Origin of the sequence: Bacillus sp. H1a (genome assembly GCF_000633475.1) — a bacterium.
In the GTDB taxonomy this organism is placed as follows: Bacteria; Bacillota; Bacilli; order Bacillales; family Bacillaceae_G; genus Bacillus_A; species Bacillus_A paramycoides.
On sequence record NZ_AYMH01000037.1, the window covers coordinates 19,981 to 43,957 of the forward strand.

General features: G+C 36.5%; 28 protein-coding genes and 1 pseudogene. 11 read left to right on the forward strand and 18 right to left on the reverse strand.

Features of this window, described 5'->3' with window-relative positions; translation table 11 throughout:
- Positions 1 to 92 precede the first annotated feature (92 nt).
- Positions 93 to 476, forward strand: a complete 384-nt coding sequence (locus U860_RS0116530; protein WP_025149432.1) for a hypothetical protein — start codon at positions 93 to 95, stop codon at positions 474 to 476.
- Between the two features lie 74 nt (positions 477 to 550).
- Here U860_RS0116530 and U860_RS0116535 read toward each other — a convergent pair whose 3' ends face one another.
- The 6 genes and pseudogenes from U860_RS0116535 to U860_RS35940 form a co-directional block, all read right to left on the reverse strand.
- Positions 551 to 817 (reverse strand): CPCC family cysteine-rich protein, encoded by a 267-nt coding sequence (locus U860_RS0116535; RefSeq protein WP_025149433.1) that lies wholly within the window; start codon positions 815 to 817, stop codon positions 551 to 553.
- A 20-nt stretch (positions 818 to 837) separates the two neighbouring features.
- A complete protein-coding gene (locus U860_RS0116540) occupies positions 838 to 1,272 on the reverse strand; it encodes a hypothetical protein (RefSeq protein WP_025149434.1) in 435 nt (144 codons plus the stop codon).
- 108 nt (positions 1,273 to 1,380) lie between these two features.
- Complete coding sequence (locus U860_RS0116545) at positions 1,381 to 2,820, reverse strand: PH domain-containing protein (protein WP_025149435.1); 1,440 nt, start codon at positions 2,818 to 2,820, stop codon at positions 1,381 to 1,383.
- Positions 2,813 to 3,289, reverse strand: a complete 477-nt coding sequence (locus tag U860_RS0116550) for a PH domain-containing protein (RefSeq protein WP_025149436.1) — start codon at positions 3,287 to 3,289, stop codon at positions 2,813 to 2,815. The genes U860_RS0116545 and U860_RS0116550 overlap by 8 nt, the downstream gene beginning before the upstream one ends.
- A gap of 83 nt (positions 3,290 to 3,372) precedes the next feature.
- The gene (locus U860_RS35935; RefSeq protein ID WP_033795447.1) at positions 3,373 to 3,552 is read right to left on the reverse strand and encodes a hypothetical protein; all 180 of its coding nucleotides are present in this window, start codon (positions 3,550 to 3,552) and stop codon (positions 3,373 to 3,375) included.
- 9 nt (positions 3,553 to 3,561) lie between these two features.
- A pseudogene (locus tag U860_RS35940) lies at positions 3,562 to 3,855 on the reverse strand (TetR/AcrR family transcriptional regulator); the annotation flags it as partial.
- A 31-nt stretch (positions 3,856 to 3,886) separates the two neighbouring features.
- On the opposite strand from U860_RS35940, the gene U860_RS0116560 reads away from it, so the two are divergent.
- From U860_RS0116560 to U860_RS33520, 3 genes are all read left to right on the forward strand, one after another.
- The gene (locus U860_RS0116560) at positions 3,887 to 4,216 is read left to right on the forward strand and encodes a hypothetical protein (RefSeq protein ID WP_025149438.1); all 330 of its coding nucleotides are present in this window, start codon (positions 3,887 to 3,889) and stop codon (positions 4,214 to 4,216) included.
- A gap of 293 nt (positions 4,217 to 4,509) precedes the next feature.
- On the forward strand, positions 4,510 to 4,707 hold the full coding sequence (locus tag U860_RS0116565) for a hypothetical protein (RefSeq protein WP_205206327.1): 198 nt from the start codon (positions 4,510 to 4,512) through the stop codon (positions 4,705 to 4,707).
- 36 nt (positions 4,708 to 4,743) lie between these two features.
- On the forward strand, positions 4,744 to 4,896 hold the full coding sequence (locus U860_RS33520; protein WP_081806760.1) for a YjcZ family sporulation protein: 153 nt from the start codon (positions 4,744 to 4,746) through the stop codon (positions 4,894 to 4,896).
- 87 nt (positions 4,897 to 4,983) lie between these two features.
- On the opposite strand, the gene ecsC is transcribed toward U860_RS33520, so the two are convergent.
- From ecsC to ecsA, 3 genes are read right to left on the reverse strand one after another with little or no spacing between them, the layout of a single operon-like run.
- Positions 4,984 to 5,691 (reverse strand): ecs operon protein EcsC, encoded by a 708-nt coding sequence (gene ecsC / locus U860_RS0116575; protein WP_025149440.1) that lies wholly within the window; start codon positions 5,689 to 5,691, stop codon positions 4,984 to 4,986.
- A 13-nt stretch (positions 5,692 to 5,704) separates the two neighbouring features.
- Complete coding sequence (locus U860_RS0116580; protein WP_025149441.1) at positions 5,705 to 6,916, reverse strand: ABC transporter permease; 1,212 nt, start codon at positions 6,914 to 6,916, stop codon at positions 5,705 to 5,707.
- On the reverse strand, positions 6,909 to 7,652 hold the full coding sequence (ecsA, locus tag U860_RS0116585; protein ID WP_025149442.1) for an ABC transporter ATP-binding protein EcsA: 744 nt from the start codon (positions 7,650 to 7,652) through the stop codon (positions 6,909 to 6,911). The genes U860_RS0116580 and ecsA overlap by 8 nt, the downstream gene beginning before the upstream one ends.
- Before the next feature lie 579 nt (positions 7,653 to 8,231).
- Here ecsA and U860_RS0116590 point away from each other — a divergent pair.
- The 3 genes from U860_RS0116590 to U860_RS0116600 all read left to right on the forward strand — a co-directional run bounded on the left by U860_RS0116590 (position 8,232) and on the right by U860_RS0116600 (position 10,149).
- Entirely contained in the window at positions 8,232 to 8,666 is a 435-nt protein-coding gene (locus U860_RS0116590; protein WP_025149443.1) for an HIT family protein, read from the forward strand.
- Between the two features lie 264 nt (positions 8,667 to 8,930).
- Positions 8,931 to 9,293, forward strand: a complete 363-nt coding sequence (locus U860_RS0116595) for a YtxH domain-containing protein (protein WP_002170707.1) — start codon at positions 8,931 to 8,933, stop codon at positions 9,291 to 9,293.
- Between the two features lie 298 nt (positions 9,294 to 9,591).
- Positions 9,592 to 10,149: an HTH-type transcriptional regulator Hpr gene (locus U860_RS0116600; protein ID WP_002170706.1), complete on the forward strand. Its 558-nt coding sequence runs from the start codon at positions 9,592 to 9,594 to the stop codon at positions 10,147 to 10,149.
- A 5-nt stretch (positions 10,150 to 10,154) separates the two neighbouring features.
- Here U860_RS0116600 and U860_RS0116605 read toward each other — a convergent pair whose 3' ends face one another.
- Positions 10,155 to 10,490: a DUF1878 family protein gene (locus U860_RS0116605; protein WP_002170705.1), complete on the reverse strand. Its 336-nt coding sequence runs from the start codon at positions 10,488 to 10,490 to the stop codon at positions 10,155 to 10,157.
- Positions 10,491 to 10,608: 118 nt separating this feature from the next.
- Between U860_RS0116605 and U860_RS0116610 the strand changes: the two genes are divergently transcribed.
- The 3 genes from U860_RS0116610 to helD all read left to right on the forward strand — a co-directional run bounded on the left by U860_RS0116610 (position 10,609) and on the right by helD (position 14,748).
- Positions 10,609 to 10,803: a hypothetical protein gene (locus tag U860_RS0116610; RefSeq protein ID WP_000172693.1), complete on the forward strand. Its 195-nt coding sequence runs from the start codon at positions 10,609 to 10,611 to the stop codon at positions 10,801 to 10,803.
- A gap of 447 nt (positions 10,804 to 11,250) precedes the next feature.
- Positions 11,251 to 12,111, forward strand: a complete 861-nt coding sequence (gene prsA, locus U860_RS0116620; RefSeq protein ID WP_025149444.1) for a peptidylprolyl isomerase PrsA — start codon at positions 11,251 to 11,253, stop codon at positions 12,109 to 12,111.
- A gap of 300 nt (positions 12,112 to 12,411) precedes the next feature.
- A complete protein-coding gene (helD, locus tag U860_RS0116625) occupies positions 12,412 to 14,748 on the forward strand; it encodes an RNA polymerase recycling motor HelD (RefSeq protein ID WP_025149445.1) in 2,337 nt (778 codons plus the stop codon).
- A 6-nt stretch (positions 14,749 to 14,754) separates the two neighbouring features.
- Here the strand turns inward: helD and U860_RS0116630 are convergent, their stop codons facing one another.
- From U860_RS0116630 to U860_RS0116640, 3 genes are read right to left on the reverse strand one after another with little or no spacing between them, the layout of a single operon-like run.
- A complete protein-coding gene (locus tag U860_RS0116630; protein WP_025149446.1) occupies positions 14,755 to 16,011 on the reverse strand; it encodes an FtsW/RodA/SpoVE family cell cycle protein in 1,257 nt (418 codons plus the stop codon).
- A 7-nt stretch (positions 16,012 to 16,018) separates the two neighbouring features.
- Positions 16,019 to 16,426, reverse strand: a complete 408-nt coding sequence (locus tag U860_RS0116635) for a PadR family transcriptional regulator (RefSeq protein WP_025149447.1) — start codon at positions 16,424 to 16,426, stop codon at positions 16,019 to 16,021.
- 4 nt (positions 16,427 to 16,430) lie between these two features.
- The gene (locus U860_RS0116640; protein WP_025149448.1) at positions 16,431 to 16,964 is read right to left on the reverse strand and encodes a sigma-70 family RNA polymerase sigma factor; all 534 of its coding nucleotides are present in this window, start codon (positions 16,962 to 16,964) and stop codon (positions 16,431 to 16,433) included.
- A 327-nt stretch (positions 16,965 to 17,291) separates the two neighbouring features.
- Between U860_RS0116640 and U860_RS35945 the strand changes: the two genes are divergently transcribed.
- The gene (locus U860_RS35945) at positions 17,292 to 17,456 is read left to right on the forward strand and encodes a hypothetical protein (RefSeq protein ID WP_081806762.1); all 165 of its coding nucleotides are present in this window, start codon (positions 17,292 to 17,294) and stop codon (positions 17,454 to 17,456) included.
- Between the two features lie 199 nt (positions 17,457 to 17,655).
- On the opposite strand, the gene glpD is transcribed toward U860_RS35945, so the two are convergent.
- The 5 genes from glpD to U860_RS0116670 all read right to left on the reverse strand — a co-directional run bounded on the left by glpD (position 17,656) and on the right by U860_RS0116670 (position 23,941).
- Complete coding sequence (gene glpD, locus U860_RS0116650) at positions 17,656 to 19,338, reverse strand: aerobic glycerol-3-phosphate dehydrogenase (RefSeq protein ID WP_025149449.1); 1,683 nt, start codon at positions 19,336 to 19,338, stop codon at positions 17,656 to 17,658.
- A gap of 133 nt (positions 19,339 to 19,471) precedes the next feature.
- Positions 19,472 to 20,962 carry a glycerol kinase GlpK gene (glpK, locus tag U860_RS0116655; RefSeq protein WP_025149450.1) on the reverse strand — a complete coding sequence of 497 codons (1,491 nt, stop codon included), beginning with the start codon at positions 20,960 to 20,962 and terminating at the stop codon, positions 19,472 to 19,474.
- Positions 20,963 to 20,975: 13 nt separating this feature from the next.
- Positions 20,976 to 21,797: a glycerol uptake facilitator protein GlpF gene (glpF, locus tag U860_RS0116660; RefSeq protein WP_025149451.1), complete on the reverse strand. Its 822-nt coding sequence runs from the start codon at positions 21,795 to 21,797 to the stop codon at positions 20,976 to 20,978.
- Between the two features lie 225 nt (positions 21,798 to 22,022).
- A complete protein-coding gene (glpP, locus tag U860_RS0116665; protein WP_025149452.1) occupies positions 22,023 to 22,583 on the reverse strand; it encodes a glycerol uptake operon antiterminator GlpP in 561 nt (186 codons plus the stop codon).
- A gap of 164 nt (positions 22,584 to 22,747) precedes the next feature.
- A complete protein-coding gene (locus U860_RS0116670) occupies positions 22,748 to 23,941 on the reverse strand; it encodes an oxalate decarboxylase family bicupin (RefSeq protein WP_025149453.1) in 1,194 nt (397 codons plus the stop codon).
- Positions 23,942 to 23,977: the final 36 nt, after the last annotated feature.

Here is a 23,977-nt window from a genome sequence, read left to right on the forward strand (position 1 = left end):
TTCCCTTGTGTTTTTTATTTGCATCTAGTTCTTTTGCTAGATGCCTTTTTTATATCATTTTACATAACTTATATAGTAAGAGGATGATCCCATTGAAAAAATTTGCCGTTAGTTATTTAACATGTTTACTAGTTTTCTCTATTGTTGTGAATGTTTTACAGTATACACTAATTCCAAATTATGCAGATTCATGGGGGCCGATTTGGGTATCCATTATTATGTATGTCATTCTTGGAAGTATTCCTGTTCTTATTGGTTGTCTATTAGGGGAGTTTTGTTATAGAAAAGTAAAAAGAAGTCACGAATTAAAAGTTGGAATTCCTGTATTTATACTGTTAGGTATTTCCTACAATCATTTATTCTTTATGTGGTTTAACAACAGAGATTTTCTATCCTTTAATTTAGAAGCCTTTTTGGACACCGGCCTTCCTATTACTTTATCATCTTTAATGTTTTACCTTATAAGACGGCGGTAATTCTTTATTCACTAAATAAAAAAATGTTATTACTTCTCTTTATTTAAGTAATAACATTTTTATTTATAAACTACTTAACAAATTTGCTTCCAACTAGCATCCTTTATATCTTCACTAGTCGGTTTTCTAACTAATCCAGCACATCGCTTTTCACAAGCACCAAACACAATGAAATTTTTCTGCGCTTGTCTTAACGAAGCTTCATTTGCGCCGCCTTCAAGGTCAGGATCTTTAAACTGAACAGGATCATCTTCCCAAAAACATATTTTACAAATTTCATATGTACCTGGTGGTTCTTCTTCTAATGTTTTATATCCGCAGCATGGACAAATGTATTTCATTTGACCACTCCATTATCAACTTATTTTTCCTCCCATATATTCCTACTCACAAAAAATGTAACAGCGCAAATCATAGTTAGCCCCATGAGACACATCACTTGAAAAGTACGAGAATCTTCATATACAGTTGGAATTCCTATCGTTAAGAAACAAAAGATAAAAACAATACTAAAGGCTAAAAGAAGATATAATAGTAAGGATATAATATAGCTTAATTTAAATGGTGAAATGATCCATCTGAATAATAACTCTCCAAGAATACATCCACCTAAAATAATAGGTGCTCCAAAATACAATGTAGCGATTCCCATTTGCACCGTAGTTTGAAATAAATTTTCAAAGATAGTTGCAATTCCCTCATTAAATCTTTCCATTCTATCATATAACTGAAGTACCATTATTGAGACGAATAAACTTAATACAGAATATGAATACGGTATTAAAAATTTGCTCAACCTCAACTTCATTCACCTCACTTTTTTGCTTCACATATATTATTCATTATTTTCTACCATTTTCACATAGAAAAATAACCCGTCTTCCGCGAAAGACGAGCCATTCAATTAACTCTCACTTATTCTCTTCTTATACCAATCCTGCATTCTCTCTGCATCTTCTACTCTTATATGCTCTAATTTATAACTCGATGATGCACTAGAAAACTTGTACGTACATAAATGTGCTCGGCGCTGGAAATATGATTGTGTCTTTTCAATTGATTGAACGTGTCTTCTTCTGACAAGCCCTGTATATTTCCCGACACTACGATACACAATTGTAATTTGCTCTCCGTTGACGCTGTAACCATTTGTTTTAAATGTTGCATATCCAAGTGTAAAGATGAGGATAGCGAGCGGTAATAAAGCCCACATAATGACGTACTTTTCAAAGTATACGCTTATTCCTGTAATCGGAATTGCCAGCATAGCGAAGAGTAGAAAACTATCTATTAAATAACGACGCAACGCTGCTTTTGGTAATGATGTAATGTTTGTATTCAGTTCATATGGTAATTGTAAATGCGCAAGTAAATCTTGCACACGATCTTTTCGAATGATCGGATGCAGCGTAACTTTTTCCTCTTTTCCCTCACTTTGAATTACTTCTACTTGCACAGCACAGTAACCGAACGGTTGGCGTAAAATACCTTCTCTTATTGTAATCCCTTGAATGCGGTGTAACTTTAGTACAAGTTCTTTCCTTTCAAGCAAACCTTGAGAAATACGGACTTCATCATTTTTTCGATTCACCGTGAAATTCCCATGTTTTAACGCGTAACCGATTGTGGATATAATCCAAGAAACGACGAGGAAAATGGCTACCATGTAAATCCAGCCATATATATCATGATCCATTACATACGACTCTACTCTATTTTTTATCCATTTCGGAATGTACTCATCCACTTGGTTATAAACGAAAAGTATTAAAGAGAATAGTAATCCAAATTGACCCGATGTAACAGATGCTAACAAGATTTCTTTCCAAGTTAATTTGTATTCTGTCGCTTGTTTTTCCTCTGTAATGATTTCTTTTTCTACTAATTCTTCTGATGTTTCTTCTGTTTCTGCTGTTTTTACTGCCTTATCTGGCTCATTTAGCATCGCAATAAGCTCTGTCGCCTCTTCTATCGTAATACCAGCTAAACTAACTTCCGGATCATTTCCTCCGCCAGCTGTTTCGATTTTAATTTTCTTTAAACCGAGTATTTGATATAAAACGCTCGAACTTGTATTAATCGTTTGAACACGTTCTTTATTTAAGTAACTCTCCTTTTTCACAAAGAGACCTTGCTTAATGTGCAATACGTTATTTTCGACCCAGTATACTGTGTAATACCATTTTTCAATCACTGAAAAAATCGTAATTAAGGCGAATCCAGCGGGAACTAAATACCAAAATGGGAACTTTCCGTTTAAACTAAACATGAAAATAATTAATGGTAAAAAGTCTGTTACTTTTAATTCTAATAACATCGTGATGGGATGCTGCCTCTTATACATCCTCATCACTCACCTTCGCTAATTCTGCGATTTTCGTTTTTAGCATCTCTGCTTCATACATCGTTAAACCTGGGATGCTATGAGAAGTTGCCGCCGTTGAAATATGCAATTCTGCTAATCCGTATTGTCTCATAATTGGCCCTTGCTCAATCGTTACGTGCTGTACACGAATCATCGGAACTAATACACGTTTTACAACGAAAAGACCGTGTTGAATTTCAAGCTCTTCTTCATTTAATTGATAGCTATAATAGCGCTGACGCAATTTCGGAAACGTAAAGTAATCAAACGGCGTATACACGATTGTTAATCCGATGAGCACATAGAAAATCCAAGCCCACCAATTAAACTTAATCATAAGGAAAAGATATGCCAAAATGACTATAATACTAATTCCTAGCTCAATTAAGGAACGCGTTTTCCACACCTTGACCATGTCAGGGTGAATTTCATTTTTCAATGGCTGCATGTAACCACTCCAAATCTAGTAATCTAATATATGAATTCTCTCAAGTTACATTTTACATAATTTCACAGAAAATGAGAATGCTATTATTTTCCCTCTTCCTTGTCTTTTTTCTCAGGAATAAAATATCCGAACCAAAGTAGCCAAATGAAACCAATTAACGAAAACCAACCTTTATCCGCTTGAAAAGCTTCAATCATACTTGGAATTTTATAAATTCCAATGAATCCAAGAAAACCGAGCCACCAATGTTTTTGCATTCTCATCTCTATTCCCCCTTCATACTCAGACAACATATGTAAGCCATCTGCGATTAACTTTTCTTCAAATTTCCCTTTCGTATATTGTTCTTTATCGAAGTAATTGGCGAAATGATACCCAGAAAAAATCTCTTCAAATAAAAAGTCTACTAACGCCTCTTTAGATGAAAAATGATAATAAATAGCTGGCTTTGATATTCCAACTTCTTTCGCAATCATTGAAAGGCTCATCTTCTCGATGCCATGCTCTGCCATTAGTTTAAATGATACATCTACAATACTCTGCGATGTTTGTAAATTTTTTGTCATATAATAAAGATACCATTATTGGAGGGTATATATGGAAATAAAAAAGAAGAGTATTGGCATATTTTTATTTTCCGCTTTAATATTTACTATTTTAGTAGGGTGTAATGTGGAAAATAATAAAGAGGAAGAAATCATTAATAAAGCAAAAGAAAAAACTATTAAATACTTCAAGGAGAAGGAAAACGTAGATGTAACTATTACTAAACATAAATTCACTCCAAATGATCTTCAAACAATTTTTATATCTGGTTATGTAACAGATGACACAAATAAAGAATTTAGTGTTGCAGTTGAATACGCTAATAACTATCATATCAGTACCATTTCAACCACCAAAAATTTCGAACTAAAACATGATTAGTTAACGGTTCGTTGAAATATCTTTTCTTTATAAAAATCCCAAATAAACCTATACCGTCAAAAACACTCGTAGATTGTATCTACGAGTGTTTTTTTACACTCCTTAAGTACAGTCGAGAAACATACAAGCTATTAAAAACCGTGGGGACACCCATAAATATTTCAAAAGCAATAAAATAATCTCTAAACACGGGAAATATGAATAAATCAGGAAAAGTTTACAGTTCACATAAAAGTAAGGGAATATATGGCATGTTATTATTAAGATCTAAATATATAAGGGGTGAAATAAAGGTGGAAGCTGAAACGAAATCAAAGATTTGGGAATACGTTGGCTGGGAGGCTATTGTTATTGTCGGAGCTATTGCAACTTTTGGCGTTATGATGCTAATATTTGGCGATCCCAAAACTAAATACAAATCTCAAGAAGTTACAACGGAGAGACAAGAAATCACTATTACAAATCAACAATTTACTTCTAAAAAAGCATAAAGTAAAATAACCCCATAAAAAACAAGGGGCGTTAATATGGGATATGGCGGTAAGGGTGATAGTGGCGGTAGTGGCAGCGTTGAAGATGGCAAAGATGGTAAGAGCGGTGGTAGCGGATTTATATTACTCATTGTGCTCTTTATCGTATTAATCATAATTAGAGCCAGCTATAGCGGACTTGGTTTCTAAGAAAAGACACAATTCAGTTAGTTATAACAACAAAAAAGAAGGCATCCTAAATTACACATTTAAGGTGCCTTCTTTTTGTAAAGCAAATCAATTCCTATTAATCAACCGCATACGATAACAATTCACCGTCACTTCCCCAAGCCTTTGCAATAATTGATAATTTGCATATGCTCCGACTGGGGCACCGATGATTGGGACGAGCTGGAGCATTTTTGCTAAATCAATATAGTCTCGGTACTCTGTTTGGAACCTTTCCCAGTCCATATGATTTTCTTCTTCTGTATCCCACGTTTCAATAGCTTTCCATATTTCTTTTCTATGATCATCACTAGAAAAAGCAAGTTGGAAAACGTGAAGAATAAAAAGGCGTTCTTCTTTTTTACTCGTATCAAATCCGTACAATGTTGCCGCATCAAATAAAAACTTAATTTTAATGCCGAGGAGTAGCGGAAAATCAGCAAGGCCAAGGAGAATACCACCTGCTCCTGTTCCTGCCCCTTCTGCCGCTGCGACTTTTTTATATTCATCTAATTTTTTACGTACTTCATCGTCTCGTCTTTGCAGTGACCAGTTCGTTTCTTTTAGCTTCGGTTTTATGAAGTTTGATCCAGCACTAATTGTTTGCACCATCATCCGAATCGTTTCTGTTAGTACCTTTTGCACTTTCGCGGGCACTAGCTGCTGCACTTTCACCTGCACTTTTTTAGAGAACCGTGTCATCATAGAAGAATCTTTCATGAATGTAGCTTTCCACTGCTCCAATTCTTTTATAACCTTCTCTTCATATGTAATCATAGGTTCATTCCTTTCAGTTTAAACGCTCAATACGTTTCGCCCCGTACCGGTAAACGAAACCGATACTAAATAATATGCTTACGACAAATAGAATGACTGTCATCATGAAATCTTTCGTCGCAAGTGCAAATGTAATTGTAAATACACCGCTACCAATGATGAGAATCGCATTTAATAAAGTAAGAAAATCTTTCTTCTTCTCCTCTACCCCTACTGGATATAAATCAAGCCAAATTTTCATGCGGTGATGTTTCCAAAGAGTTAATAGCTGGTAACCGATTAAGTATAAGAAAACAAGACTTACGATAAAGCGTCCATATAAAAATGGGATAAAGTAAAGAATGACTCCTCCAAGAACGAGTAAGCGCATATATAATCCGAAATAGTTACCCGATCTTAAAAACGTTCTCGTATATAAGTATAAATATGTACGTTTCTCACCGATCATCGAAAGAATGAAATCAAGCCATTTTCGGCGTGATACTCTCTCTTTTAATGCTGGTACATCAACGAACATATTCGCGATGCGGTATAATAGCATCATTTTTTTACCTTCTTCAGAAATTAAATACTCCCAGTTCAGCGGCTTTCCTTTTACCTTTTGATGCATAACAGCAAGGTATAGCACCATTAAAAAGACGATTACGCCGATAAAAATGATTGAAGTACGTTCTATAAGGAAGTACACGAATAAGCCGTTTAAGATAAAACGAACGAACCAATCTGCTTTTTGAACAGTTTGATCTGTTAAAAATGATTTTTCCCACGCTACGAATAAATTCCATGCTTTTACGATGACAAACGCGATTACAATCCATATGTAAGCCGCTCCTGTTTGCTTCATTTGCTGGAAGTATAACGGGGCAAGCGCAGCTGCTACGATTACGATTATGTATAACTGAATCATAAACGTAAAGAGAAATGCCTTTGTAAAATAAGGCTTTAACTTTTCTTCAACTGGCAGCAAATAAACGAGATCCGCTTCTTTTAATAACGTTTGTATGGATCCGGCTGTTAATACGAGGCCAAGTAAGACTGCCATAACGATCGCCGTAGGAAACGAAGGTGTTAACGTTTGTAACCATTGCTGGTAATAATACGCTCCTGCACCGATGATAAATACGAAAATAAATTTCAAATGATCGTTAAATACGTATTTACTATATGTACGAACTTCTTTTAGAAAGTGCCGGAATCGTTCTTTCCATAACGCTGTGCTATTCATAATCTTCTTCCTTTGTTAACGCAATGTAAATATCATCTAACGTTGCACCAGGCATGTTAAATTGTGATTGCAGTTCAGATAACGTTCCTTTCGCTCTTACTTCACCTTGATGCAAAATAATGAACGAATCACAATAGCGCTCTGCTGTCGCTAAAATATGTGTACTCATTAATATGCCTGCACCGCTCTTTTTCATTTGATCCATCATTTGAAGAAGTGATTGAATCGCTAAAGGATCAAGCCCAACGAAAGGTTCGTCCACAATGTAAAGAGATGGTTCAACGAGAAATGCACTCATAATCATTACCTTTTGTTTCATCCCTTTTGAGAAATGAGACGGAAACCATTTTAAACGATTTTTCATGCGAAACTCTTGTAATAGTTGTCCTACGCGTTCTTCATATTGTTTTTCATCTACACCGTACGCCATCGCTGTTAATTTCAAATGTTCTTCTAACGTTAACTCATCATATAATACTGGCGTTTCTGGAATGAAGGAGAAACTAGAACGGTACGCTGTCATATCATCACGTATTGTTTTCCCGTTAATTGTGACAGTTCCTTTTTTCGGTTCCATTAAACCGATGATATGTTTAATTGTCGTACTTTTACCAGCTCCATTTAAACCGATTAAGCCAACAAGTTCGCCTTTATTAACAGAGAACGAAACATTTTGCAGTACAGGTCGTTTCGTATATCCTCCTGTAACATTTTCTACACGCAATAACTCGCTCATACGACACCACTTTCTTCATTTATATTCATTCTCTTTTCTAAGAAATGTATATATTCATCTTACCAAAAATCATCGTGCACTACATAGTATCGATGTTTTCAAAAAAAAATAAATTTCTTGGCATATATTTTTACGAAAGCGGACATCATAATTAGTGAAGAAGGAACACATTGAAAAAGCAACCACCAATTGATGAGTACAACAACATAGTGAAGTCATCATGAAATGGGGTGTCCATGTTGGACAAAGAAATTTACACATAACCAGATCATTTGTTTCATTTTCGAAACGGGGTGTCTCCGAAAGAGCATATACTGTTTTAAAAAATAAACAATTTCATTTTAAAAAAGATTGCAATATCATTTCACTTGAAAATGGGGTGTCTACGGCAGAAACTTTAGCCGATTTACCATGCATTTCTTAAATAAATGAGGTGTCTGCGAACCGTAAATTATAAAAAATGCTTTTTCAATCCCTCTTCAGAAAACAGGAAGCTGAGTCAGCTTCCTGTTTTTCGTGTTTGTTCTCCTATGTAATTATGGTAAAATACGGCTAAGGCTATTTGAAAGGATGAGATCGATGAATCATACAGCGGACAATTGTATTTTTTGTAAAATCATTGACGGGCAAATCCCTTGCTCAAAAGTATACGAAGATGAACATGTACTTGCATTTTTAGATATTAGTCAAGTAACAAAAGGACATACTCTTGTTATTCCAAAAGTACACAAACAAGACATTTTTGCGTTAACGCCAGAAATTGCATCACATATTTTTGCTGTCGTTCCAAAAATCGCAAATGCAATGAAAGCAGAATTTAATCCAGTTGGCTTTAACCTACTTAACAATAACGGTGAAAAAGCTGGACAAACTGTATTCCACTTCCACCTTCATTTAATTCCACGCTACGGTGAAAACGATGGTTTCGGTGCTGTTTGGAAATCACACCAAAATGAATACACAACGGAAAATTTACAAAACATCGCAAGCACAATTGCAAATAGTGTGAAATAGTGCCACTATAAAAAGACGTAAAACATAACTGTACATAACAAGCTAATTCCTCCGAAAGAAATATATTGCATAGCTTGTTTCTTCATCCAAAATGCCGGAGGATATAACCTTTTCTGTTTTACGAAAAAAAGTAAATGCATAGCACGTACAAGGAAGAAAAGAATTACGATAAAAATAAATTATCGCTAATAACCTCCTTGTCTTAAGCATATGCACACTTATATACATCATGAATACAAACGAAAAATAAGGAGGTTTCCTTTTATGTCAAAAGCTAAATCCTTTATTACAGGTGTAATTTGCGGCGGAGCAGTTGCTGGACTAGCCGTTCTTTTCTCAACTCCTTCTTCTGGTAAAGATATGCGCGGTAAGCTGAAAGAAAAAGGAACTGATATTAAAAAGACTTTAGCTGATATTACAGCTGATACAAAGTTATTAAAGCGTCAAATCGTTGAAACTGCTTCAGAAGGTAAAGAAGTATTTCAAGAGCTAAAAGATGATATGCACGACACTCTTTCTAACTGGAAACAAGATATTTCTCAAAATAAGCGTCATATTGAACAAGAAATTTTAGACATTCAAAAGTCAATTGAGAAACTACAAGATGCTGTTCCAGAAAAAGCGTAAACATATTCACGCTTAGTTTTTTGCATATAACAAATATTTTTCATACGAATTGACCTTAACACGGCATATCACATTGATATGCCGTGTTTTTATGCATTTACAATATATGTTATCCCTTAACATGTACAGACAACACATGTATTCTCGACTCATAAAACGTTTCCATAGATATGCATGATTTGTATAGATTGTCATTTTTCCGAAAAATTTTCACAATTCTCACAAAAAGACTTTATTAATTTTTATTTTACTGGCATAATAGATAGTAATGAAAAAGAATGTTAAAGTGGGTGAGTAAATGAAAAGTGGAGAAAAAGATTACTCGGTAAAAGAAGCAATGATTTTCAGCCAACGCATTGCTCAATTATCGAAAGCGTTATGGAAATGTGTAGAGAAAGATTGGCAACAGTGGATTAAACCTTACGATTTAAACATTAATGAACACCATATTTTATCAATCGCTTATCATTTAAAAGGGGCTTCTATTTCTGAAATTGCTAAGTTTGGAGTTATGCACGTATCAACGGCGTTTAACTTCTCTAAAAAGCTAGAAGAACGCGGCTATCTTGTATTTTCTAAAAAAGAAGATGATAAACGAAATACGTACATTGAAATTACAGACAAAGGGGAAGAATTACTACTTCGCTTAATGGAGGAGTATGAACCTGAAAATAATTCTGTATTTAATGGGGCACTTGCTCTTCGTAATTTTTACGGTAAGTTCCCAGAAAATATCGAACTTATTGCGATCCTGCGCAATATTTACGGACAAGACTTCATCGATATTTTTGAGAAATCATTAGACAATATTGAGGAGAACTTTACGGAGTCCGATCAAAAATTAGTTAAGAAATAATCTATTTATCCTTTCGCAATCATGCCTAAGAATTCATTCATAAGTGGCACAAATAAGCCTTGTTTTGCTAGCGCTTCCGCAGTTTCGTTTACTTCGAGCTGATGTGGAAGCGCTTTTTCAAATTGATCTAACAGCGCATCGAACAATAGAAGGCCTTCTGCTTTCTCCGTTACGTATTGTTCGTTCAGCTTTTCACAAAGATTTAGTATACGTTCAATATCTTTTTTACGAGCTTTTTTCTTTATGATTAAAGAATAAAATGGACACTTTTCTTCATCAATCATTTTAAATAGTAGGTCTACGTAATATTCAGCTTGTTCTAGTCTTCTTACAACGTCCATTTTCTCCCTCGCTTTCTAACACAAAGTCTTCTATTTCTGAATTTTGTAACACGAACAAAATATCGTATGATACAATATATAAAGTATATGTATTTTAGCCAAAAGGAGGTCTCGCCTCATGACTCTTATAACCGTTGTTTTTGTCGCATTCGCACTTCTTGTTATATTTTACACGAATTTCATGACACATACACTGTGCGAGCGAAAACAAATATCTGCGAGCCGCCAGCCCGGTGTCTTTCGAGTTATTAATGTATGTATTACCATTCTATTAATTTCTAGTTATGTAGAAATTATATTTCATGGAAAGTGAGGAAGGAAAGCCCCTTCCTCATTTTTTTCCTCTATAAACAAATTATACCTACAATAACTAATAAAATAAACAGTACAAGTAATAAAATAAGTTTTGAATTCATCCCCCATCCCCTCCTCTTTTCTGTATATGCGACATGCGCCCAATATGGTACCCTTTCAAAATCTGACACTAACTGGTTAAATTTTCTTTATCAATAGGAAAACAAGTCGAAATATGATATATTAAATTTTGTACATATTGCTTATACTATGAAATAAACGACACGCATCTAAACTTTATCTCCAAGCCTCGGTAAGCCCTGTTAAGCGTGCTTTTACATATTAAAAAGCAAAGACATCAGTGAGACTTAATCGGGCTCTTATGAACGAAAATAACCTATCATAAGGCGTTTCTTCATTAGTGCGGGATAAATTAAAAATACATAATAGTAGGAGTGTTTATTGAATGAAGAAAGCTATGCTTGCCTTAGCCGCAACAAGTGTAATCGCATTATCAGCATGTGGAACATCATCATCAGACAAAATTGTTACATCTAAAGCTGGTGACATCACTAAAGAAGAGTTTTACAATCAAATGAAGACACAAGCTGGTAAACAAGTACTAAATAACATGGTTATGGAAAAAGTACTTATTAAAAACTACAAAGTTGACGACAAAGAAGTAGATAAAAAGTACGATGAAATGAAAAAACAATACGGTGATCAATTCGATACACTATTAAAACAACAAGGTATTAAAGAAGAAACTTTAAAAAGCGGTGTTCGTGCTTCATTAGCTCAAGAAAAAGCTGTTGAAAAAACAATCACTGATAAAGAAGTAAAAGACAACTACAAGCCTGAAATTAAAGCAAGCCACATTCTTGTAAAAGATGAAGCTACTGCGAAAAAGGTTAAAGACGAGCTTGCACAAGGTAAATCTTTCGAAGAGTTAGCGAAACAATACTCTGAAGATACTGGTTCAAAAGAAAAAGGCGGAGACCTTGGCTACTTTACAGCTGGTAAAATGGTTAAAGAATTCGAAGATGCTGCTTATAAGCTGAAGAAAGATGAAATCAGCGAACCTGTAAAATCACAATTCGGTTACCACATCATTAAAGTAACAGACATTAAAGAACAAAAACCATTCGATGAAGTAAAAGGCGACATCAAAAAAGATCTTGTTCAGAAGAAAATGCAAGATGGACAATTTATGAACGATCTTATGATGAAAGAAATCAAATCTGCTGACGTAAAAGTTGACGATAAAGATTTAAAAAATCTTTTCGAAGAACCAAAAGCTGACGCTAAAAAAGACGAAAAGAAATAATGAAAAGCTCGGGCTAAGCCCGAGCTTTTTTTGTATTACCTGTGCGGTAACTGAAATTATATCGGCGATTTTTCGAATATATGATTACAATCCCCTCTTAAAAAACAAAAAACCTCGATTCCATCACATACGGAACCAAGGTTTATCTCATTATCATTGATTAAATTAAAAAACTATGGTAAATTAGTACAGAAACGCATTCATTAAAAACAAAAGAATGTATTTATCCGTATCTTAATTGTACACCAAAACATATCTTCAGTCAACCTCTATTTTTCACTTTTAAAGGAGTGCTTACGTATGAACAAAAAACTTGATCAAGAGCAAAAACGATTGGATAGCGTAATAGAAACTATTACGGAGCAAATTGATAAACTTGAAAACGAAACTGGCAGACGCCGGACAGAAGTAATCAACATCCGTAAACACTTCTGGGATGATGTGAAAGTTAATACTGATACTTTCGACGATTATCTTGAGACAGTTATCAACTTAAGACAACAAGCTCAGTCACTAGCCGTAACACAAATCACCCATAAGCACACCTTTAATCGACTTGCCGCACTACGACGTATGCATAAAGCACCTTATTTCGGGCGAATCGATTTCAAAGAAGAAGGAGAAGCAGACGCAGAGCAAGTTTATATCGGCGTCGCTACCCTTACCGATGCAAGCGGAGAAAATTTTCTTATATACGATTGGCGCGCACCAATTTCAAGTGTCTACTACGATTATCCACCAGGACCGGCTGAGTACAGCACACCAGGAGGCGTAATCCGCGGCAATGTAGAAAAGAAATTACAATATATTATTCAAGGCGGCGTTATCGATTCAATGTTCGATACGAGCTTAACTATTGGAGATGAAATTTTACAACAAGCGCTCGGAAAAGGTACAAACAAACATATGCAAAGTATAGTTGCTACTATCCAGCGCGAGCAAAATGAAATTATCCGTCACGACGAAGGGCGACTACTTATCGTTCAAGGAGCTGCTGGTAGTGGTAAAACATCGGCTGCCTTACAGCGAATCGCCTACTTACTATATAAATATCGCGAATGGCTAAAAGCTGATCAAATCATTCTCTTCTCCCCTAACTCCATGTTCAATAGCTACGTATCTAACGTATTGCCAGAACTCGGTGAAGAAAATATGCAGCAAGTTACATTCCAAGAGTACTTAAACCACAGACTAAGCAAGTCATTTGACGTTGAAGATCCTTATGAGCAATTAGAATATATGCTCACTGAAACGAATAGCTCTATCTATAAAACTCGAAATGCGAGCATTCGATTTAAAGCATCAACTCACTTTTTCGAGACCATTCAAACGTACAGACAATCTCTCGAAACGTCCGGTATGTTATTTAAAGGAATGAAATTTAGAGGAAAACCAATTGTCTCTGCTAAACAAATTGCAGAACAATTTTATAATACTGATACCTCCCTCCGCTTCCATAATAGAATTGAAAAGTTAACGGAGTGGCTAAATAAACAAATAGATGAAATTGAAAAAACAGAACTGAAAAAACCTTGGGTAGAAGAAGAAATTGAATTACTTAGTAAAGATGAATATCAAAAAGCTTATAAGTATTTACAGAAAAAAGGTGAGTTTGACGAAAACTCCTTTACTGATTATGAGAAAGAAACGAAAGTACTCGGACGTATGATTGTCCGTAAAAAATTGAAGCCGTTGCGTAAAGGTGTTCAAACGCTACGCTTCATCAATTTCACAGGAATATATAAACAGCTCTTCACTGATCCATCATGGATTACTGGGGAATCACCTGAAGAATGGGAAGATATTTGCTCCCTAACGGTGAACATGTTAGATGAAGGAAAACTATATTACGAGGATGCTACTCCCTTTTTACTTTTAAAAGAATTAATTGAAGGCTTCCAAACAAACAGATCCATTAAGCATATACTCGTAGATGAAGCGCAAGATTATTCTCCGTTTCAGTTCGAGTTTTTAAAACGCCTCTTCCCTGCCGCAAAAATGACGGTACTCGGAGACTTTAACCAAGCGATATTCGCTCATGCAAGTGAAACGGTTGATTTCCATACACTTACTAGTTTATATGGACCTGATGAAACATATGGCATCAACTTAACTCGTAGCTATCGCTCAACAAAACCAATTATTGAATTTACACGTGATCTCGTACCGGAAGGAAAGAACATTAACGCCTTTGAACGAGGCGGCGAGAAACCTACATTGACTAGAGTTTCTGATTACAGCAAACTGCATGATCATATCACTTCCAAAGTCGCTGAATTACAAAAACAACAGCACAATACAATCGCAATTATATGTAAATCCGCAGCAGAAAGCGCTACTGCATACGAAGCACTTAGTCATATCGAGAATATTAAACTTGTGAAAAGTAACTCAGCTGAGTACGAACAAGGTATCGTCATCATACCTGCTTACTTAGCGAAAGGTATCGAATTTGATGCTGTTATTATTTACAATGCAAATGATGAAGTATACAGCGATGAGAGCCTTCGTAGATTGTTCTACACCGCTTGTACGCGCGCGATGCATGAATTGCAGCTTTATAGCGTTGGGGATGTGAGTCCTTTTGTAATGGGGGCTGATTCAGAGAGTTTTGAGCTTATAACAAAAACACCTTGATAATCATCAAGGTGTTTTTTTCATTCTAAATGAAATATCTTTACGTCGATATACACTTAACACGATCCCCATTATAAATGCATGAAACAGAGTTGGTATCAATCCGTAGCTAATAAAGGGTAATGATATAGAAGCACGCGGTAATATTCCTAAAGTCATGCCAACGTTATAAATGAATTGGACTACAAAAAGAGTCACTCCACCAATGAGAAGCAATTTACCATACCGATCATTTATTTTATAAGATATGACCATTATCCTTGCTACAAAAAGAGAAAGAATCACGACAAGGATTAGCGCAAGCACATATCCATAATAGTAGGTCAAACTCGCAAATACAAAATCCGTATGGGCAGCAGGGATAGACTTTACATTTCCATATGTACCAAACCAACCTGCCGACGACATTGCCTCTTTTAAACGTAAATACCATAGATCATGCTCTGGGTTTAAAAACCCTAAAATTCTGGCCATCCGGTATTCTTTTACTGAAGACCAGGAAAATAAATCCCTGATAATAAAGAAACAAATTGGTAAAATTGTAATGAGCCATGCCGTTTTCTTTCCTAACTTACTCCACCAAAGCATAACGAATACCATCGTAATATAGATGAAAATTGGTAAAAGAATTGATGTAGTTAAAAATAAATATAAAGAAAATAAGTACAACATGAGATGATGCATAAACTTTAACCTACTGTTATTGAAAAAAGAAGCCCAAGCTAGAAAAAAGAATGGTATTGTCATTAAACAGTCAATTGTGATGGGACCAATTTTTATGAACGCTTCCCCATTCACGAAAGCACTCGGAAAACATTTTATCGTTAACAAGATAAGTACTCCGATTGTGTAAAAAAGCCATCCAAGTCTCTCTAATTTCCGATAATCAAGCAGCATCATCCCTAAAGCTGTTGCAACACCGAGAATAACAAATATCACCTTATTCATTAGTAAATCATTCGTATGTCCAAGAGCTACTACCGGCAAAAAACCTAACCCCATAGCAGTCACTAATAAAATAGTAAGGAACCAATCAACCTTTGGCTTATGAAGTTTGTTAAGTTCTTGGCCAAGTTTGATTGGGCTTCCCATTTGTTCCACAGCTTTGTCTTCAGCAACTTCCTCACTTAATCCTTTCTCTATCCACATGTTCTTCGCCTGTTTCAAGTGAAAATCTAGTTCAGTTGCTACAAAGTTCTTCGCTTCTTTTGATTTAATATGATTGGTAACTTCTTTTAAAAAACGCTCTCCTTTTTTGTTCAATTTTTTCTCACTCCTGTACTAAACCTTTTAAAATAAATCGTGCTTTTGTAGAATTTTTTTCTGCCTTTCGTAACACCTTTCTTCCCTTATCATTTAATTGATAATATTTAGCTCCTGAATGATCCCAACTTGATTGGATAAAACGATTCTGTTCTAGACGATGTAATAAGGTGTATAAAAAACCTTCATTTCCTTCGAATTTTTGAATTCCTCTCCCACGCAATAGCCGTGCCAGTTCGTACCCTGTTTTTTCATTCATGAGAAGTTGTAAAACTGCTAAAGAGATGTCTTCTTCATTTTCGTATGATTGATTGATTTTTTCGTGTACCTGCTTCCGATGCTGATCAGAAAAACTCAAATGTTTAAAAGTTGTATTCTCCATTGATTTTCGTAGGCCTTTTAATCGATCTTCCATTTGATTATTCCTCCAATCCTTTCTTCAATAGTTCCTTAGCTTTTTTCAGTCTTGTTTTTATCGTATTTTCCTTCACTTCTATTATCATAGCAATATCTCTAATTGATAATTCCTCATAATAAAATAGATAAATCACTTCTCGATATTTTATCGGTAAATTCATTACTGCAGAAGCTAGCCTACGGTCCTCAGCATTTTGAATAACAGTTTGTTCAACACTTTCTTTTTGACTCCCAATATACGTAAATTCATCTTCTGTAACGATTACCTTTTTGTTATACCAACTTTTTATGTAGTCCTTACATTGATTAATGGCAATTCTCCACAACCATGTTTTTACATTTGATTTCCCTTTATATGTATGAAGAGATTTATAGCATTTCACAAATATATCTTGCGTTAAATCCTCAGCGACCTCTTTATTATTCACATATGAATAAACAAGCTGTAAGATTTCCTGACCATACTTGTTCATTATTTCATCGATAAGGTCCTCCTTATCTTCTATTTCAAACATCTCTGCTGTTAATTCATCCACATCATTTCCTCCTTCCCATTTATTAGACGACGCACTCCATGGAAAAGTTTTATAAATTCATAAAAAAATACGGCTGGCAATGTCCATACCGTTTTTTAAAACCTTATTTTTTTTACTAAGAGTAAATCTTTTATTTACCAATGCTCATTTAATAGGACTTACTCATTGTCCCCCCGTACTTTACACAATAATGAGCCGTTTATTTTTATACATATGTCTTGTCCCCTATTTTAAAACATACTACAATTAAAACGTAACTTAATAACGCTATAACTAGTAGGTGTGGTAATCATCTCTTCCATTTCGAAAAAAGGGGGAGGTGATATAATGATCGCGATTTTTATAGTCAAATTAGTGTATGGTATCCTAACCGGAGCTGGCGTTGTCATCGGTAGAAGATACATCGGTCCGTGGCTAATTTCTGTATACAAAAAAGCGAGAACCACCCTGCTTCGTGGAAAAGGTAAGGGCGGTTCTCGGCTAAAACGTTAATGTAATTGTCTCATAACCGCACCTACTACCACCACAATAGCAAGTTAGGTTACACAAGGCAGAAGTTTCTCAGGCTTCTGTCTTCTTTATTTTATGCAAAATTCATACTAAATACTCTATCATCATTGTAACACATTATATTTATTTTTAGTCAAGATAAAAAACACCTGAAGGGCTCTCCTTCAGGTGTTTCTCTATTTTATGCTAACGCAGCTGCCTGCTCTTGTTGATCTACAGGAATTACAGCGTCTGTTAATGCTTTTTCTAGTTCTGCTGTGTATTTCATTTGCTCTTCTTTGCTCCAGCCTAGTTTCGCAGCCATGTAATTGATTACTGCTTCTTTCCACTCATATACCCAGTGAATGTTGAAGAATACAGCGCCTCTGCGGCGTACGAAGAAGTCAACTGGTTTCGCTGTCATTTCGTAATCCATCGCGTATACAAGCGGGATTAGAACGTCTAACGGCATATTGTATTCTTTCGCTTCATCTTTATGTTTTTTCGCTAAGTCGAATAGTACGTCAACGTTAGAGCCGTAGAATTTCGCGAATTCTTCAGCTTGTGCTGTTGTTAAACCGTATTTCGTACCTTCTCCTGCTTTTTTCGCGATAAATGCTGGGAATCCGTGTGAACCACTTACATGACCACCAGAGATTGGCATATGTTTCGTATCGCTCTTCGGATATGCGCTATGTCCTTCTTTTTGTAATAGATTCGTTACGTAGTCTACTACCATTTCAGCCATTTTACGGTATCCTGTTAATTTACCACCTGCGATTGTAATTAAACCAGATTCAGAAGTCCAAATTTCATCTTTACGAGAAATTTCAGATGCACTCTTACCTTCTTCATAAATTAATGGACGTACACCAGCCCAGCTTGACTCGATGTCTTTTTCCGTAATTTTCACGCTTGGGAACATGTAGTTAATCGCATTAATAATATATGTGCGATCTTCTGTTGTCATTTGTGGTACAGCTGCATCTTTATCATAGAACGTATCTGTTGTACCTACGTATGTTTTTCCACCGCGCGGGATTGCGAACACCATACGTTTATCTGGTGTATCGAAGTAAATTGCTTGCCCTAATGGGAAACGTTTTTGGTCAATTACTAAGTGAACACCTTTTGATAACTGAAGTACTTTTCCTTTTTTCGAGTTATCTTTTTCACGGAGTGTATCTACCCAAGGACCAGCTGCGTTTACAATTTTCTTACCGTAAACTTCGTACACTTCTCCGTCTAGTAAATCGATTACACGAACACCACATACTTTTCCATCTTTATATAAGAAACTGTCTACTTTTGCGTAGTTAACAGCTTTTGCGCCACGCTCAATCGCTTCTTTCATTACTTCAATTGTAAGACGCGCATCGTCTGTACGATATTCTACGTAGTAACCGCCGCCTTTTAATCCTTCTTGTTTTACAAGAGGTTCTTTGTTCAGCGTTTCTTCACGGTTAAACATCTTTCTGCGCTCGCTTCGTTTTACGCCTGCTAAGAAGTCGTATACACGAAGACCAATTGATGTACTGAATGATCCGAACGTGCCACCTGTATGGAACGGAAGTAACATCCACTCCGGTGTTGTTACATGGGGACCGTTCTCATATACAATCGCACGCTCTTTCCCCACCTCTGCTACCATTTTCACTTCAAGTTGTTTTAAATAACGTAAACCGCCGTGTACAAGTTTCGTTGAACGACTTGATGTACCTGCTGCAAAGTCCTGCATTTCAAACACAATCGTTGATACCCCGCGTGTTGCTCCATCTAATGCAATACCAGAACCAGTAATACCTCCACCAATTACGATCACATCTAACTCTTGTTTATTTACTCCGTTTAATACGTCTTTACGTTGTTTACTTGAAAATTTCATGGTAATTCCTCCCTTTGATAACGAAAAAAGAGACCACAAACTCCGCTATAGATTTCGCCTCTATAGCGCGTTGTGGTCTCTCCAAATCTCCTACCGAATTATTAACTTGTCACCATTATAACACTGTTTATGATTATTTGAAAGCTTTTGTTGCTTCAATTGCTTTTTTCCATCCAGCATATAGCTCTTCGCTTGTTTCCGCTTCCATCGTTGGTTCAAAGCGTTTGTCCATATGCCATTGCGCTTTAATTTCATCCTGGTTTTTCCAATATCCAACCGCAAGACCAGCTAAGTATGCTGCACCTAAAGCTGTCGTTTCATTGATCACTGGGCGCTCTACAGGAACGTCTAATATATCACTTTGGAACTTCATTAAGAAGTTATTCTTAACTGCCCCGCCATCAACGCGTAATGTGTTCAGTTCAATACCTGAATCTGCTTCCATTGCGCATAATACATCTTTCGTTTGGTACGCTAAAGATTCTAGCGTTGCACGAATGAAATGCTCTTTCGTCGTACCGCGCGTTACACCAAACATAGCGCCGCGTACTTCACTATCCCAGTACGGTGTACCCAAACCTACGAATGCTGGTACAACGTATACACCTTCAGTTGATTCAACGCGTGAAGCGTACTCTTCACTCTCACTTGCATCTTTAAACATGCGCATTCCGTCACGTAGCCACTGAATTGCAGAACCTGCTACGAAAATACTTCCTTCTAATGCGTAGTTTACTTTACCATCTATTCCCCATGCAATTGTTGTTAATAGGCCATGCTCAGAAGCTACTGCTTTTTCACCTGTGTTCATTAACATGAAGCAACCAGTTCCGTAAGTATTTTTCGCCATACCTTCACCGAAACAAGCTTGTCCAAATAATGCTGCTTGTTGGTCACCAGCTACACCTGCAATCGGTACATTTTGGCCGAAGAAGTGATAATCAATTGTTTCGCCATAAATTTCAGATGATGGACGTACTTCTGGAAGCATGCTCTTTGGAACTGTTAACATATCTAGAAGCTCATCATCCCACTGTAAATCATGAATGTTAAACATTAATGTACGTGATGCATTTGAGTAATCTGTTACGTGCGCTTTGCCACCAGATAATTTCCATACAAGCCACGTATCAATTGTTCCGAATAATAGATCGCCGTTTTCCGCTTTTTCTCTTGCACCTTCAACGTTATCTAAAATCCATTTTACTTTCGTACCAGAGAAGTATGCGTCAATTAAAAGACCTGTTTTTTCGCGAACCATATCGCTATAACCTTTTTCTTTTAAATCATCACAAATTTCAACTGTTTGACGAGATTGCCATACGATTGCGTTATAAACTGGTTTTCCTGTTGTTTTATCCCATACAACCGCTGTTTCACGTTGGTTCGTAATACCGATACCAGCGATTTGTTCTGGTTTTACATCCGCTTCACTTAAGCAAGTTGCGATAACCGCTAAAATAGATCCCCAAATTTCTTGCGCGTTATGCTCTACCCAACCTGGCTTTGGAAAATTTTGTGTAAACTCTTTTTGAGCTGAATGAACGATTTTTCCTTCTTTATTGAAAAGGATTGCGCGTGAGCTAGTTGTTCCTTGGTCTAATGAAAGAATATATTTTTTCATATCGGTTTCCCCCTTATGCTACTTTTCTATTATTTGTATTGCTTCCACTTTTTTTACTTGTCATATAAGAGATTGCTAGTACAATCACAGTTACAATAATCACATAAATAAGTGCTGAATTTTGTTTTCCTTCAAATACAACTTGATGGAATAATCCTGCAAGTGATCCACCTAAAATTGGACCAACTACTGGAATCCATGCATACTTCCAGTTTGAACCGCCCTTTCCTGCAATCGGAAGGAAGAAGTGTGCAATACGCGGACCTAAATCACGAGCCGGGTTGATTGCGTATCCTGTTGTTCCACCTAATGATAAACCAATACTTACAATTAAGAAACCTACGATAAATGGATTTAATCCATCTGCAAATTTATTTGCTCCAATTGCTAATATACCAAATACTAAAACGAATGTTCCAATCATTTCACTTAAAAGGTTTGCAAATGTGTTCGGAATTGCTGGACCTGTTGCAAATACACCTAACTTCGTTCCTGGATCTTCTGTTTCTTTCCAGTGTGGTAAGTAGTGTAAATATACGATAACTGCCCCGATAATTGCCCCAATCATTTGTGCTGCGATATAACCTGGTACGTCACTCCATGGGAACGCTCCCTTAAAAGCAAGTCCTATCGTTACAGCTGGATTCAAATGTGCCCCACTAATTGATCCAACTGCATACGCTGCAACTGCTACCGCTAAGCCCCAGCCCATTGTAATAACAATCCAACCAGAATCTTTCGCAAACGACTTCTTTAAACTTACACCAGCGCAAACGCCGCCACCAAGTACGATTAACAACGCTGTCCCTATTAACTCTCCTAAAAATGCTGACATAGTATCCCTCCACAATCAATTTAAACGCTTTCAAATGTGATAGAGGTAAAATGAATGGCCATTCGTTTTTTCAAAAGAAAAAGACCCACAGCTTGCACGCTTCTATATAAAAGTATATAGAAACAATGAAATGTGGATCTCTTCTTTTCTCCGTCACGTTTATTAACTTATCTATAATGTTAACCGCAAATGAAAGCGGTGTCAACGGAAATATTCACATTTCCGTCACTTTTTTTGATAATGTTTCCATAGTTCACGCTTTGACGTCGTAATTGCTGTCGCACCAGCATTTAAAGCTCTTTCCACATCATCGACAGTACGAATGAAACCACCTGCTAAAATTGGCACACCTGTACGCTCTTTCACTTCAGCAATCACATCCGTTAACGCTCCAGGAAGCACCTCTATATAATTCGGCTTTGTTTTTTCTAGCAAATTACAGCTCTTTTCCATCGCGCTAGAATCAATTAAAAAGATGCGCTGAATTGCAACAACACCTTTTTGCTTCGCCTTCATAATTACGCTCGCCTTTGTTGACAATAACCCGTACGGTCTAAACTCCTGACATAAATACTCCGTCGCATGCCCATCACTCTGCAAGCCATGAATTAAATCCACATGTAAAAACACCTTTTTACAATATTGCTTCGCAAGTGACACAACACTCTTTAATTGACCGACATGAATATCTAAAATAACGATATACTCATACGAACTATGTAATAACTTTTCCAAATCTTTAATTTGCCTCACTGCCGGCAAAATCTTTTGTTCATGAAATTCCATTCTAACTGTCCCCTTCTTTATGTCATCCTATCCTTTATAGTACACAATTTGAATGAAAAGAACAGCTAGTGTAGGGAATTTCTTTCGATTTACGAATAACGGACAAAAACGCTATTCTTCATTTCAGAGGAAATTCCTCATAAAAATAGTCGATTCATTTTCATCTATCTGTTTTTCGGACTGTATGAAAACCCCGGATACTTCACAACAGGCCATTTCTCCTTACGCAAGGAATCCATTAATTCTGATCCAACATGTAAATTACTTTTAACTATTTCTGCAGGAGTCAATGCCATCCATTGATTTAACGATACATCTTCAAAGCGGTTACTTTTGAACATCTCTAAAAACCATAATGTTTCGGTACCAGTGTTTTGAATATAATGTCCAGTAGCAAAAGGTACATATCCGACATCACCAGCTCTATAATCAAATGTACGAGCTACACCATTCCCAAGAAACACCGTCATTCTTCCTTGTCCAGTAAGATAATATTGCCACTCATCATTGTTAGGATGCCAATGAAGTTCTCTTATTCCACCAGGCTCAATTTCAACGAGCGCTGCTGCAATTGTTTTTGAAATAGGAAAGTTAGTAGAGTCGACAATTCGAACGCTACCACCAGGGGTCTTAATCGGCGTTTGTTTTAACAATTCGTGCTTGAAGGTTAAAGGAACTTCTCCTTCAGGTGACTGGACTTCCTGACTTTCAATCGAACCCGGTACCTCTCCTTGATAAATATAAACCTGATCTGAAGGTATAGAGCTAAAAGCACTTTCTGATACCCCGAAGTTAGCCGATAGAACCTCTTTTGGCGTACGCGCAAACCAATCAGAGATAGATAAGGTGGAAAGATCAGAAAAGTGTCCATCATCGAAGACGAGCAGGAATTCGCAATGTTCCAGCCCTTGAATGGAATGCGGGATACCAGGTGGGAAATACCAAAGGTCTCCTGGACCAACGTCAGCAATGAAGTTTCGTCCATCTTGGTCAACGGCAGTTATTCGTGCCCGTCCTAAAAGCATATACGCCCATTCTGCTTCTTTATGCCAATGAAGCTCACGTACTCCTCCGGCCGTTAAACTCATATTTACCCCAGCAATCGTAGTCGAAACCGGCAGTTCCCTAACCGTAATCTCCCGAGACCACCCGCCTTGTTTCAAAATCATAGAAGTATCTGAGAATGAAAATTTCAAGTTAGGAACTAATCCCGCATCAGTTATAGGCGGAACGAGCATGTTCGGATTTTGAATATCTCGCATAATATTACGCGGCCCTGAATCAATCGCACCTGCTCCATCGCTGCGAATTGGTTGTGGCAAATTCCCTCCCGCTTCATTAACAGTACGTTTTTTCATCATTACACTCCTTTTTCATCCGATTATTAAGTAAAA